This window comes from Pseudomonas sp. TMW22089 (assembly GCF_022496645.1).
Classification (GTDB): Bacteria; Pseudomonadota; Gammaproteobacteria; order Pseudomonadales; family Pseudomonadaceae; genus Aquipseudomonas; species Aquipseudomonas paraversuta.
On the sequence record NZ_SCFG01000004.1, the window covers coordinates 78,158 to 91,729 of the forward strand.

The 13,572-nt window shown below is 60.2% G+C and carries 9 protein-coding genes and 1 pseudogene; 5 read left to right on the forward strand and 5 right to left on the reverse strand.

Annotated features, from left to right (window positions below):
- Nucleotides 1-7: 7 nt before the first annotated feature.
- The 3 genes from EQV90_RS05930 (at nt 8) to EQV90_RS05940 (ending at nt 4,101) form a co-directional block, all read left to right on the forward strand.
- On the forward strand, nt 8-1,483 hold the full coding sequence (locus EQV90_RS05930; RefSeq protein WP_003445362.1) for a mannitol dehydrogenase family protein: 1,476 nt from the start codon (nt 8-10) through the stop codon (nt 1,481-1,483).
- A 195-nt stretch (nt 1,484-1,678) separates the two neighbouring features.
- Nucleotides 1,679-3,160: a xylulokinase gene (gene xylB / locus EQV90_RS05935; protein ID WP_240877870.1), complete on the forward strand. Its 1,482-nt coding sequence runs from the start codon at nt 1,679-1,681 to the stop codon at nt 3,158-3,160.
- Between the two features lie 5 nt (nt 3,161-3,165).
- Nucleotides 3,166-4,101 (forward strand): carbohydrate kinase, encoded by a 936-nt coding sequence (locus tag EQV90_RS05940; protein WP_240877913.1) that lies wholly within the window; start codon nt 3,166-3,168, stop codon nt 4,099-4,101.
- Nucleotides 4,102-4,495: 394 nt separating this feature from the next.
- On the opposite strand, the gene EQV90_RS05945 is transcribed toward EQV90_RS05940, so the two are convergent.
- Complete coding sequence (locus tag EQV90_RS05945; RefSeq protein WP_003445331.1) at nt 4,496-5,797, reverse strand: OprD family porin; 1,302 nt, start codon at nt 5,795-5,797, stop codon at nt 4,496-4,498.
- A gap of 242 nt (nt 5,798-6,039) precedes the next feature.
- On the opposite strand from EQV90_RS05945, the pseudogene EQV90_RS05950 reads away from it, so the two are divergent.
- Nucleotides 6,040-7,338 (forward strand): annotated as a pseudogene (locus EQV90_RS05950) (ATP-binding protein); the annotation flags it as partial.
- 69 nt (nt 7,339-7,407) lie between these two features.
- Nucleotides 7,408-7,683: a peptidylprolyl isomerase gene (locus EQV90_RS05955; RefSeq protein WP_003445327.1), complete on the forward strand. Its 276-nt coding sequence runs from the start codon at nt 7,408-7,410 to the stop codon at nt 7,681-7,683.
- A 101-nt stretch (nt 7,684-7,784) separates the two neighbouring features.
- On the opposite strand, the gene EQV90_RS05960 is transcribed toward EQV90_RS05955, so the two are convergent.
- The 4 genes from EQV90_RS05960 to EQV90_RS05975 form a co-directional block, all read right to left on the reverse strand.
- Nucleotides 7,785-9,002, reverse strand: a complete 1,218-nt coding sequence (locus tag EQV90_RS05960; RefSeq protein WP_177412908.1) for an amino acid deaminase — start codon at nt 9,000-9,002, stop codon at nt 7,785-7,787.
- 40 nt (nt 9,003-9,042) lie between these two features.
- The gene (locus EQV90_RS05965; RefSeq protein ID WP_003445324.1) at nt 9,043-9,432 is read right to left on the reverse strand and encodes a RidA family protein; all 390 of its coding nucleotides are present in this window, start codon (nt 9,430-9,432) and stop codon (nt 9,043-9,045) included.
- 73 nt (nt 9,433-9,505) lie between these two features.
- Entirely contained in the window at nt 9,506-11,758 is a 2,253-nt protein-coding gene (locus EQV90_RS05970; RefSeq protein WP_037001755.1) for an ATP-dependent DNA helicase, read from the reverse strand.
- Nucleotides 11,755-13,404, reverse strand: coding sequence for a VRR-NUC domain-containing protein (locus EQV90_RS05975; RefSeq protein ID WP_003445318.1), 1,650 nt, complete (start codon nt 13,402-13,404; stop codon nt 11,755-11,757). The genes EQV90_RS05970 and EQV90_RS05975 overlap by 4 nt, the downstream gene beginning before the upstream one ends.
- Nucleotides 13,405-13,572 lie beyond the last annotated feature (168 nt).

Below are 13,572 nucleotides of genomic sequence, written 5' to 3' on the forward strand. Positions count from 1 at the left end.
CGCACCCATGAAACTCAATCGCCGCAACCTCGATAACCTGACCAGTAAAGTTGAAAAGCCAGCCTACCTCGCGAGCGACAGACGGCACGGCATAGCCCATATCGGGGTCGGTGGATTTCACCGCGCGCATCAGGCCTTTTATACCGATGCGCTGATGAATCAGGGCCGCGACCTGGACTGGAGCATCTGCGGCATCGGCCTGCGGGCCGAAGACCGCAAAATGCGCGATGACCTGGCCGGGCAGGACTATCTCTACACCCTGTTCGAACTGGGCGACAGCGACGACACCCAAAGCCGCATCATCGGCTCCATCAGTGACATGCTGCTGGCCGAAGACAGTATCGAGGCGGTGCTCGACAAGCTCGCGAGCCCGGACATCCGGATTGTCTCGCTGACCATTACCGAAGGCGGTTATTGCATTGACGACAGCAGCGGTGAATTCATGGCCACCCTGCCCCGGATTCAGCGGGATCTGGCCCACCCGAAACAACCGCGAACCGTATTTGGCGTGCTGTTTGCCGCCCTGGCCCGACGCCGGGCAGCGGGTACGGACGCCTTTACCCTGATGTCTTGCGATAACCTGCCCCACAACGGCGGCGTGGCGCGCAAAGCCCTGCTGGCCTATGCAGCCCTGAGCGATGCCGACCTGCATGACTGGATCGCGACCCATGTCAGCTTTCCCAACGCCATGGTTGACCGCATCACCCCCATGACCAGCAACGCCCATCGCCTGCAACTGCACGATCAACTGGGCATCGACGACGCCTGGCCGGTGGTCTGCGAGCCGTTTATCCAGTGGGTACTTGAAGACAAGTTCAGCACTGGCCGCCCGGCCTGGGAAACCGTTGGCGTGCAAATGACCGATGACGTCACGCCCTACGAAGAGATGAAAATCAAACTGCTCAATGGCAGTCACCTGGCGCTGACCTACCTGGGGTTTCTCAAGGGCTATCGTTTCGTCCACGAGACCATGAATGACCCGCTGTTCGTGGCCTATATGCGCGCCTACATGGATCTGGACGTGACTCCGCAACTGGCGCCGGTGCCCGGGATTGACCTCACGGCGTACAAAGACACCCTGGTGCAACGGTTCTCCAACCAGGCCATCGCCGACCAGCTGGAGCGCGTGTGCTCCGATGGTTCGTCAAAATTCCCCAAATTCACCGTACCGACCATTAACCGCTTGATTGCCGATGGTCGCGAGCTCAAGCGTGCGGCGCTGGTGGTGGCGGCCTGGGCCCTGTATCTCAAGGGGGTTGACGAGAATGGCCAGACCTATGCCATACCCGACCCCAGGGCTGACTATTGTCAGGCGCTGGTCAAGGATGACCCGCTGATCGTGCAGCGCTTGCTGGGCGCAGAGGAGATATTTGGCGGAGCCATTGCCCAGTCTGCCGAGTTTGTAGCGGCGTTTGAGTGGTGCCTCAACAGTTTGCGAGAGGTGGGGGTAACCGCCACTCTGGAACAGCTGGTACAGCTCTGAACTGTGCTGCCGCAATGCCGTGCTGCCCCTGCAGGAGCGAGCTTGTCTCGCGATGATTGTTATCGATAACGCGTTTTTACAAGTTGAACACGACGCTCTCGAGGCCATCGCGAGACAAGCTCGCTCCTACAATTGAGATAGCAGTGGTTTTAGGGTTTGCGGTATTTCTCCGGATTCTGATTAGGTCAACGCCCCATGAATCACTTATTTCTCGGTATCGATTGCGGCACCCAGGGTACCAAGGCGCTGATCCTGGACAGCCAGAGCGGTCAGGTTCTGGGTCAGGGCTCGGCGCCGCACACGCTGATTCAGGGTGAGCACGGTCGCCGCGAGCAGGACACCGGCCAATGGTTGCAGGCCCTGACGACAGCCACGCAACAGGCGCTGGCGGCCGCCGGAGTCAGTGGTCAGCAAATCCGTGGTATCGGGGTCAGCGGTCAGCAACACGGGCTGGTGCTGCTGGATGAACATGGCACTGTGCTGCGCCCGGCCAAACTCTGGTGCGACACCGAGTCCACCCCTGAAAACCGCCAACTGCTCGAGTGGCTGGGCGGTGAGGCCGGCTCACTGCAACGCCTGGGGCTGGTAATAGCTCCCGGCTATACGGTGTCCAAGCTGCTCTGGACCCGCCACCACCATCGGCAAGTGTTTGAGCGCATCGCCCATATCCTGTTGCCCCATGACTATCTGAATTTCTGGCTGACCGGCCGTTACTGCAGTGAATACGGCGATGCCTCCGGCACCGGTTATTTCAACGTGCGCACCCGGCAGTGGGACCTCGACATCCTGCGTTATATCGACCCCGAGGGGCGCCTGGAACGAGCATTGCCCGAGCTGATCGAATCCCGTGCCGCTGCAAGCACGCTGCGGCCTGAAATTGCCCGCTTGCTAGACCTCAACCCCGAGGCAGTGGTCTGCAGCGGCGGCGGCGACAATATGCTGGGGGCCATAGGCACCGGCAATATCCAACCCGGGATCATCACCATGAGCCTCGGCTCATCCGGCACCGTCTACGCCTTTGACCCGCAACCCCAGGCCAGCCCGGAGCCAGCGGTTGCCAATTTTTGCTCGTCCAGCGGTGGCTGGCTGCCGCTGATTTGCACCCTCAACCTGACCAATGTCACCAGCGCCATACGCGAACTGTTTGGCCTGTCCCTGGATGCCTTCAATCAATTGGCCGGCCAGGCACCGATAGGCGCCGAAGGCGTCAGCCTGCTGCCGTTTCTCAACGGTGAACGGGTGCCCGCCCTGCCCGACGCCACCGGCAGTTTCCACGGCCTGACCCTGACCAACCTGAACCAGGCCAATTTTTGCCGGGCAGCAATCGAGGGCACCACCTTCGGTTTGCGTTATGGTCTTGACCTGCTGCGCCGCAACGGCTTGCAAAGCCACACCATCCTGCTGGTCGGCGGTGGCTCGAAAAGCCCGCTGTGGCGCCAGATCGTGGCCGATATCATGGACACCCGGGTCATCTGTGCCGAACAAAGTGAAGCCGCGGCACTGGGCGCAGCCATTCAGGCGGCATGGTGTACAGGTGCCGACAGCCTTGAGCAACTGTGCCAACGCTGCGTGCGCCTTGACCACGCCAGCGAAACCAGGCCCGACGCCAAAAACGTCGCGGCCTATGAACAATCCTATGTGCGCTACCGTCTACAGGTCGCGGCCTTATCCGAGTGAATGCTATGTATCTGGTGTGTGGTGAAGCGCTGTTTGATTTTTTTGCCCAGGCAGACAGCAGCCAACAGGCGGGCAAAGTGGACTTCAAGGCGCTTGCCGGAGGTTCGCCGTTCAACGTCGCCGTGGGCCTGCGGCGCTTGGGCGTCGAAGCCGGCATGTTTGCCGGGTTGTCCACCGATTACCTTGGCCGTCGGTTAAAGCAGGTACTGAACGAGGAAGGCGTCAGCCAGGCGTTTTTACTGGATATGGAGGCTCCCACCACCCTGGCCATGGTCGCGCTGGACGCCAAGGGTTCGCCCGCCTACAGCTTTCGCGGCGAAGGCTGCGCCGACCGGCAACTGCAACTCCATCATCTGCCGCAGCTAAGCAGGCAGATACGGGGCATCCATGTCGGATCGTTCTCTCTGGTGGTGCAACCCGTTGCCGACACCCTGCTGGCACTGGTCAGACGCGAAAGCGGACGGCGCCTGATCAGCCTCGACCCGAACGTGCGACTCAACCCGGAGCCGGATATAGAGATCTGGCGTCAGCGGATCAAGCAACTGATCCCCTATGCCGACCTGATCAAAGTCAGCGATGAAGATCTCGAACTGCTGTACCCGGGGCAAGACCCGCAACAGATAGCCCGGTCATGGCTGGGCCAGCGCTGCCAGCTGGTGTTTTTGACCCGTGGCGGCCAGGGCGCCAGCGTATTCAGCGAGCATGGCCATCAGAGGGTTGCGGCCAGTGCAGTAAAGGTTGCCGACACCGTGGGTGCGGGCGATACCTTTCAGGCGGCAGTGATTGCCTGGCTGACCGAGCATGGACTGGACTCGATTGAAGGTTTGCAACAGTTGAGCAAAAACCAGATCGGCGCCCTGCTGGACTTCGCCAGCCGCGCGGCGGCGCTGACCTGCAGCAAAACCGGGCCGGACCTGCCCTACCGCCATCAACTGGACTGATCACACCCCGGCCTCTCTCTTCACGGTTTGGTTGAAAAGCTCGCGAGACAAGCTCGCTCCTACAGGTTGGGGGAGATCGGCGCCCTGCAGCAAAACCGGGCCGGACCTGCCCTACCGCCACCAGCTGGACTGATCACACCCCGACCTCTGTAGGAGCGAGCTTGTCTCGCGAGCTCTTCGCGGTTTGGTTGAAAAGCTCGCGAGCAAGCTCGCTCCTGCAGGTTGGGGGAGATCGGAGACCTGCAGCAAAACCGGGCCGGACCTGCCCTACCGCCACCAACTGGACTGATCACACCCCGACCTCTGTAGGAGCGAGCTTGTCTCGCGAGCTCTTCGCGGTTTGGTTGAAAAGCTCGCGAGCAAGCTCGCTCCTACAGGGTTGAGGGGCGTGGTATCACCAGATCGACAGGTTATAGCTGACGATCAGGCGGGTCTCATCAACATCGCGGGCGAACTGCGCGTAGTTGGTGCGATAGGTGGCATTGCGCAAACGCAGGCTGACGTCCTTGAACCTGCCGCTTTGCACTATGTATTTGAGCTCGCTGTCGCGTTCCCACTCTTTGCCTTCTTCGCTACGGCCAACCACTTTGATGTGGTCACCATTGACGTAACGGGTCAGGAACGACAATCCGTTAATGCCCACCGCCTTGAAGTCATAGTCATAACGCAGCTGCCACGAACGCTCCTGGGCATTGGCGAAGTCGTTGACCTGAAGGTAGTTGACCAGATACGGGTTGCTGCCATCCAGGTACGGCATCGAGGTGTCGCCGTTCATGCGCTGCCAGCCGGCGCTGAATTTATGACCGGCCAATGCGTAGCTGAACAGGGCACCAAGCGCCCGGTTATCAATGGTCGAGGCCTTGGCCGAACCGGCGTCATCACTCTTGAGCAAACGTACATCGGCCGACACGACGCCCGAACCCACAGGCTGACTGGCCACTATCCCGATAAATTGCTGGCGGTAGATGTCCTCCAGTTCGGCATAGTGGTATTGCGCTGTCAGCCGCTCGTTCACCTTGTAGTCCAGGCCGTACATATTGAAATGGTCGGCAGTGATATTGCAGGCATAACGCTTGTTCTTGCAGTTCAGGCGCAGGTCCTGAGCGTCGGTGGAGTCCCGTGCGGTATAGCGATCAAGGCGCATGGCCGTGAACTTCAGGTCGCTCAATTCCCGGGACTCCAGCATCGCGCCATTGAACATGGTTGGCAGCAGACGGCCGTCGTTGTACTTGAGCAATGGCAGGTCCGGCAGCAACGCCCCGTACTTCAGAACGCTGTGCGATACCCGCATTTTTCCGGTCAGGCCGAATTTGGCGTACTGATCCTTGGAACGACGGGGATCACTGCCGGTCGAAGGTAGCAAGCCACTGTTGCTGTCAGCGGGGCTGGAGTCGATTTTCAGCCCCAACATGCCCAAGGCATCGAGCCCGAAGCCCACCGTGCCTTCTGTGTAGCCCGATTGCAGATTGAGAATAAAGCCTTGAGCAGTCTCGTCACGCTTGGAGGCGCCCTGGGGGTTCGAAGTGCTGCCATCACGGAAATCACGGTTGAAATACACCGTTCGCGCTTCCAGCCTGGCGCTGCTGTCTTCAATGAACCCGCCAGCCTGGGTCTGTGTTGCAATACCGGTACACACCGCCAGTGCGCCGACACGTGCAACCCGGCAATGCGTCAACAATGAAAAAGGGACAACCATGGACAAGCTCCAGCAGCGAATGACGCGCAAAACAGAAACAATCGAAGACGCGCCTGGGGTTAACGACCCAAACGGGATTCTTCGATCAAAAATGAGAGCGCAATTGTACGAAAGGCCAAGCCTGAGCCTCACTCGACCTTAGTCGTACTGTCTAAGCCGGACTTGTTAGTACCAATGATAGCCTTTAGCCTTCACTCAGCCTTTAATAGGTACATTTTCAGATTCAATCTCGGGACTTATCCATGAGCGCCGTATTTTCTGTCAGCCAACGTGGGGCATTAGCCCGCAGCCCCTTGGGTGAAGTCGCAAAATGGCCTCAGAGCTTGCGCACCAGCGCACAGCTTGTACTCAACTCCCCGCTGCCGATGTTGCTGTTTTGGGGCGAGCAATTGACCCAGATCTACAACGACAGTTTTGCAGCGCTGGCGGGTAACAAGCACCCGGGCGCCTTTGGTCAGCCCATGCAGCGCTGCTGGCCGGAGTTCCGTGAATACAGCCAGCCGATTATCGAGGCCGTACTGGCCGGTGAAAGCCGCTCCTATCTTGACCAGTACTACGTGCTTCCGGACCAGTATCTGGCAACCGAGCTGTGGCTTGACCTGACCTTCAGTCCCGTTTTCGATGAGACGCACAAGGTGGCCGGGATTTTGATGGTTGCAGTTCAGACATCCAGGCGCCGCACGTCTATCAAGCGTACAGCGCAGGCCTTGCGCGAGCTCAATGACACCCTTGAAGAGCGTGTCACGGAACGCACCCAGGCCCTGGCCGAGGCCAACGATCAACTGCAGCGCGAGATGATCGAGCGCGAAAGGATTGAAGACACCCTGCGGCATGCGCAAAAAATGGAAGCCGTTGGCCAGCTGACCGGCGGTATAGCCCATGATTTCAACAACATGCTGACCGGTATCATCGCCAGCCTGGACCTGGCCAATCGCTATATCGCGGCCGGGCGCAGTGACGAAATAGTCCGCTTCACCGATGCCGCCGTCGCTTCAGCGCAACGGGCAGCCGCCCTGACCCATCGTCTGCTGGCGTTTTCCCGCCGCCAGTCGCTGGATCGCAAACCTCTGGACCCTAATGCCCTGGTGAGCTCACTGCAGGAGCTGTTCAGTCGTACCAAGGGTGCCCACATCGACCTGCAGGTCGATCTGGGCCAGGACATCTGGGCCGTCAATACCGATACCGGCCAGCTTGAAAGCGCCCTGCTCAACCTGATTATCAACGCCTGCGATGCCATGCCCGACGGCGGCAAACTGGTGGTCAAGACCGCCAACAGCCACCTGGATACCAGTGACCTGCAAAGTCTGGAACCGGTCAAATCCGGCGAGTATGTACTGCTGGAGGTTTGTGATAACGGCACCGGCATGTCCCCGCAGATTCTGGCCAGGGCTTTCGACCCCTTTTTCACCACCAAGCCTGTAGGCCAGGGCACCGGCCTGGGGTTATCGATGATTTACGGCTTTGCCCAGCAGTCCGGCGGTCATGTGACCATCAGCAGCGAAATCGACAGTGGTACCTGCGTGCGCCTGTACCTGCCGCGCTACAACAGCAAAACTCAGGCATAATCCGCGGCCGCGCAATCTGCCCCACAGTTTCAAGGTATACGCCCCATGAAAGCTCAAGCCCGCCATATCCTGGTGAAAACCGCCGAAGAAGCCGAATCGCTCAAGCAACGCATCGCCAAGGGCGAAGCCTTCGATGTGCTGGCGAAAAAATTCTCCACCTGCCCGTCAGGCAAGCGTGGGGGGGATTTGGGTGAGGTTCGTCCGGGGCAGATGGTTGGCGTTATCGACCAGATCATCTTCAAAAAGCCGTTGCGGGTGGTGCACGGACCGATCAAAAGCAAGTTCGGCTATCACCTGGTACAGGTGTTCTACCGCGACTGAAACACCACCAAACCTGTAGGAGCGAGCTTGCCTCGCGAGCTGTTAGCGGCACAAAAGCTCGCGAGACAAGCTCGCTCCTACACAAGCCTGGTGCGCTGGTTTCAGAACACTATTTCAAGGCTCTCGACCACATTCAGTTGCTCGTCCACCAGGCAGCCCGTGCGCCATTTGTCGAACGTCAGACAAGGGTGCGAGGTACCGAAGCTGATGATGTCGCCCACCTTCAGTTCAGTGCCCGCAGCGATCGTCATGAACGCGTGCTGATCCATGACCGCCGTGACCGTACAGGCACTGACGTCATCACCCACGGCCGGCAATACCCCTTCGCGGTAACGCTTTAACGGCATCGGCAGCCCCGCATCGTAGGCCACATCGCGCTTGCCCAGGGCAATCACCGCAAAGCCCGGTTCCGGCAACGATTGCACATGGGCCCAGACTTCCAGCGCCGGGCGCAAGCCCTCGTGCAAGTCGCTGCGACGGTCCAGCACGCAGCACTGGGCGTCTTTGTAGATCCCGTGATCGTGCACCACATAACTGCCGGGGCGCAGAATGCTCAGAAAACGCCCGCTGGCCGCCTCGGCGGCGAAACCTTCGGCAATCAGGTCATACCAGGCAGAGCCCGAGGCCGTGACGATCGGCTTGTCCAGCGCAAAGGCGCCGTCACGTTGCAGTTCTAGGGCCAGGCGTACCAGGGAAGCGGCAAACGCGCGAATCCCGCTGACCGCCTGCTCGCCGTGTATCACCCCTTCGTAGCCTTCGATGCCGGTCAGCGCCAGGGCCGGTTGTGCCTTGATCGCAGCAGCCAGGGCCCGCACTTCTTGCTCGGTACGACAGCCACAACGGCCGCCCACCACACCGTATTCGATCATCACGTTCAGACGCTGACCACGCTCGGCAAAAAAAGCCCCCAGCGCCTGGACGTTGTCCGGGTGATCGACCATGCAATGAAATTCGAAGGCCGGGTCTTGTTGCAAACCGGCGATCAACGCCATATTGGCGCGGCCGACCAATTGATTGGCCATCAGTACCCGGCGCACCCCCCCGGCATAGGCCGTGCAGGTCTGCACTGCACTGGCCAGGGTTATACCCCAGGCGCCTTGCGCCAGCTGGCGGCGAAACAATGCCGGGGTCATGCTGGTCTTGCCGTGGGGCGCCAGCTCTGCGCCGCTGCGGCTGACGAAGTCCTGCATCCAGCGAATATTGTGTTCCAGTGCAGCCCGGTGAATCACCAGCGCCGGCAAACTGACATCACGCACCAGATGGTCGGCGGGGTTGGCAGCACCTTTGAGTACTTGGGCATTGTTCAACGTCATCGACACACTCGACTCCTCACATTTTATATTGATCGCGAGCCAGGGTTTAGCGCTTGGCCTTGTAGGCGATGCAGTCGATTTCGACCCGGCAATCCACCATCATCATCGCCTGGACACAGGCGCGGGCCGGGGCGTGTTCGCTTTTGAAATACGAGGCAAACACCTTGTTGAAACTCCAGAAGTCCCGCGGGTCCTGCAGCCACACGCCAGCGCGGACCACGTCTTCAAGGCCATAGCCGGCTTCTTCAAGAATCGCGATCAGGTTTTGCATGGTCTTGTGGGTCTGCTCAACGATGCCGCCGTTGATGATTTCGCCGTTTTCCATGGCCACCTGACCCGACACATGCAGCCAGCCATCGGCTTCAACAGCGCGGGCGAAAGGTAAAGGCTGCCCACCTGCGCCTACTGCGCCGGTACCGAAACGTTTGATGCTCATCGATAAAACTCCACTGCTTGGACAAGGCGCGTCATGCACCACAGGCTCAGCAGTGTGCCACAAGGTTGTGCTCTCAACCCAACTGCCACCAGCGCGGGAACAGCTGTTGCACCTTGGGCTCGGCAAACCGGTCATCAATCAGAAACAGCGTGCCCTGATCATCCTGGGTGCGAATCACCCGCCCTGCCGCCTGCACCACTTTTTGCACCCCCGGATACAGGTAGGTGTAGTCATACCCGGCACCGAACAGGGCACCCATGCGCTGCTTGATCTGCTCGTTGACCGGGTTCAACTGCGCCAGCCCCAGGGTCGCGACAAAGGCACCGATCAACCGTGCACCGGGTAAATCGATGCCTTCGCCAAACGCCCCGCCCAGCACCGCAAAGCCAATGCCCTGCCCCGAGAGCGTGAATTGATCGAGAAACCCTTGGCGCGCTGCTTCATCCATGCCCCGAGCCTGGGACCACTGGGCAATGTGCGGATAGCGCTCGGCGAGCAACCCGGCCACCTGTTGCAGGTAATCAAAGCTGCTGAAAAAGGCCAGATAGTTGCCGGGGCGCCGGGTGAATTGCCCGCAGATCAGCTCCACGATGGGCTCCAGCGAGGCCTGGCGATGCACAAAGCGGGTGGATATCCGGCTGACTACCTGTACCGCCAGTTGTCGGGCCTGAAACGGCGATTCCACATCGATCCACACCGCATCAGTGGGCAGCCCCAACAAGTGGGTGTAATAGCTCCGCGGGCTGAGGGTGGCGGAAAACAGCACATTGCTCTGCGCACTGGCCAGTCGCGGGCCGATAAAGAGCGCCGGCACAATATTGCGCAGGTTGAGTTGTGACAGGCGTTTTTTGCCGCCTTCAACCAGGCTCACGTCGAACAGGAAATGCGCATCAAACAACTCCGCCACCCGGTTGAATTGCAGGGCTTCAAAGTAGAAGCCTTGCAGTTTTCCACTCAGCCCCTGGGGGTGATCGTTAAGGTAGTCGCCAATGGCGGTGATGCAGCCGGACAAGGCATTGAGCCATTTAGCCGGCAATTGCCCGTGCACCTGATAAGGCCCTGGCTGGTCTTTGTGCAGGGCATTCCATTCCCGATTGAGGCGCTTGAATACCTTGTCCAGCGCTGGCGGGGCATCCTGGCGCACGCTATTGAGGGTTTGCTGGTGCAGACTGGCGCTGTACATCTGGCGCCCGCGCTCCACCAGGTTGTGCGCCTCGTCCACCAGGGTCGCGACCCGCCACTGGTTGGCCTGGGCCAGGCCATAAAGCAAGGCCGTGAAATCGAAGTAGTAGTTGTAATCGGCAATGATCAGGTCGGCCCAGCGTGCCATTTCCTGGCTCAGGTAATACGGGCATACCTGATGGGCCAGGGCCACCTCGCGCAGGGTCTGCTGGTCCAGCGGCGACTGTGCGACAGCCGCCAGCCGCGCTGCCGGCAAGCGGTCATAAAAACCCTTGGCCAACGGGCAGGATTCACCATTGCAGGCGTTCTGCGGGTATTCACAGGCCTTGTCCCGGGCCACCAGTTCCAAAACCCGTAGCGCCGGGTTGGCAGCTCGCGGATAAAGCACCTGAGCGGCATCCAGGGCCAGCTTGCGCCCGGGGGTCTTGGCCGTCAGAAACAGCAATTTGTCCAGTTCCCGGGCCGGCATGGCCTTGACCAAGGGGAATAGCGTACCGATGGTTTTACCAATGCCGGTGGGCGCCTGGGCCATCAGGCAGCGCCCGCCGCTGGCGGTCTTGTACACCGCTTCGGCCAGAGCCCTTTGCCCGGTACGAAACTGTGGATGAGGGAACGCCAGGCTGCGGGCCGCCGCATCCCGCGCTTCACGATGGGCCATTTCCTGATCGGCCCAGGTCAAAAACAACCTGCATTGCTGATTGAAAAAGTCCTGCAGCCGCTCGGCGCTCCAGGTTTCCTGGAGCCGGGTTTCCTGCTCGCTGACGATATCGAAATACACCAGTGCCAGATTGACCTCGGGCAACTGCAGGCTCTGACAGAGCAACCAGCCGTAAACCCGGCACTGGGCCCAGTGCAATTGACGGTGATTGGCCGGTATCGCCGTGAAATCGCCGCGATAGGTTTTGACTTCCTCCAGCACATTGCCCGACGGGTCATAGCCGTCCGCCCTGCCGCGTACGGTCAATGCGCCGAACTGCCCCTCCAGGCTCAACTCGGCCTGGTACCCGGCACTGCGTCGGGAAGCGACGGTGCGATGCCCGGCAATTCCCTGCTGGGCCGTGGGTGACGGGGTGAAGCGCAAGTCCAGATCGCCGACCTTGGCCGTGAACTCGCACAGGGCACGGACTGCCACCCGATAGTTCAAGGGCCCGGGGCCTGCCATTGCACGTAACAGACGGTGACGGGCATTTGATGTTGCTCGCACAGGTCCAGCCAGCGCAGCTGGTTGTCCTGCAAACGGTCACCCGGGCCTTTGACCTCGATCATGCGGTAGGTTTTTTGCGCCGGGCAAAACTGGATCAAGTCCGGCATGCCCGAGCGGTTGGCCTTGATGTCCTGCAGCAGGCGCAGGAACCAGACCTTCAAGTGGGCGGGCGGCAGGCAGGTCAGTGCGTCTTCCAGCAGCGCCTCGCTCAGATAGTTCCAGGCCACAAAGGGTGATTGCACACCGAACTTGGCGCTATATGCATCGCGGACAGTCTTCAGGTACTGGCCACTGTCCAGCTGCGCCAGACAGGCCTCGAACAGCTCGGCCCGGCGCAGGTAGAAGTCTTGCTCCAGCAAATCAGCCGGGCCGCTTTGGTACGGGTGAAAAAATGCCCCGGGCAGCGGTGCAAAAATGGCCGGCCAGCACAACAGGCCAAACAGCCCGTTGATCAAGGTGTTTTCAACGTAATGCACGGGCTCGTCCGGCGTGTGCAGATGTGCCACCACCATGAACTCGACCGAGGTTGCCTCAATGCGCTCCAGGCTCAGGTCCAACCGTTCAGGGGGGCTGGGTTTGGTTCGCACCAGCGCCGGCAGTCCGAGCTTGCGTCGCAGCCGCGGGAGCATGCGCTGCAATTGCTGATGCTCGGCGTCGTTGAACGGCGCACCTTGCGCAGCGTCTGCCAGGGTCATGGCCTGCGGGTATTGCTCCAGCAATTCAAGTACCCGGATCATGCGCAGGCGCGCCTCGGGGTGCCCGCAGTGCTGGTAAACCTCCAGTGCCCGGGCCAGCTCCCCTGCCCGTTCGTGGTGCTGGCCGAACTGGAACAGCAAGCGCGCCCTGCGTCGTTGCAGCCAGGGGTTATCTGCCACGTAGTCCAGCACCGCTGGCAGCACGGCACTCACATCGCCAGCACTTTCAAACTGTTCGCGACAGGCATAAAGATGCAGATAACCGTCAATATCGGCCCGGCAGCGCAAGGCCCGTGACTCGGGGCTGATATCAACCTTTTCGTAGGTGAACAGACCCAGATCGGCCAACACCAGATCTGACCAGCCCTGACTGAGGTTGCCAAAGAACATCAGCCGCAGGCGATCCCCCAGCGCCCGGTTGCCGAGGCTGTAGAGGGGTTCTTGCAGCGTGGGGTGCCATGCACACAGGCTCTGTATTTGCGGAAAGTCGCCGGCCAGGTCCTGCAGCCAATCGGTTTTTTTACCCTTGGGCCGGGTGAGATGGGCGCTGAACCGTGCCTGGATTTCCGGCTTGGTCAGCACTTCAAACACCTCGGCCAGGGCCAGGGGCGCCTGATCATCCAGCCAGCCCAGAGCCAGCAGAGGCGCAGCCGCCTGCGCGCAATCACCGATTTCCGGGTAGTCGAGCTTGCTTGCGCGAAAGTGCTGCCCCTTGCGCATGATCATGCGCACCCAGAGCGCCTGGGAGGCATTGGGCAACAGGGCAAAACCGGCGATGAATTGCTGCTCTTCGGTACTGAGGACATCGCTGTAGCGGGTCGCGATCCAGCCGAGCACGTGCTGGAAATTCTTCAGGTAATAAAGCGGATCTTCAAGAGGATCGGAAATCACGGGCAGGACAAACCACTGGCGTCGAATACTGGATATGCGTACAGATATCAGTTTGCCCGGTGCTCTGGCAAACCCTATTGGATGAGTGGTGCGGGTTGTTAATGAAAAATCAGTGGGCGCTGACGCAGATGTTGCGTCCGACCCCGCATCGCGGGCAAGCCCGCTCCT

Coding starts and splice junctions, on each gene's coding strand:
- EQV90_RS05930 (WP_003445362.1), top strand. CDS start 8: ATGAAACTCAATCGCCGCAACCTCGATAACCTGACCAGTAAAGTTGAA.
- xylB (WP_240877870.1), top strand. CDS start 1,679: ATGAATCACTTATTTCTCGGTATCGATTGCGGCACCCAGGGTACCAAG.
- EQV90_RS05940 (WP_240877913.1), top strand. CDS start 3,166: ATGTATCTGGTGTGTGGTGAAGCGCTGTTTGATTTTTTTGCCCAGGCA.
- EQV90_RS05945 (WP_003445331.1), bottom strand. CDS start 5,797: ATGGTTGTCCCTTTTTCATTGTTGACGCATTGCCGGGTTGCACGTGTC.
- EQV90_RS05955 (WP_003445327.1), top strand. CDS start 7,408: ATGAAAGCTCAAGCCCGCCATATCCTGGTGAAAACCGCCGAAGAAGCC.
- EQV90_RS05965 (WP_003445324.1), bottom strand. CDS start 9,432: ATGAGCATCAAACGTTTCGGTACCGGCGCAGTAGGCGCAGGTGGGCAG.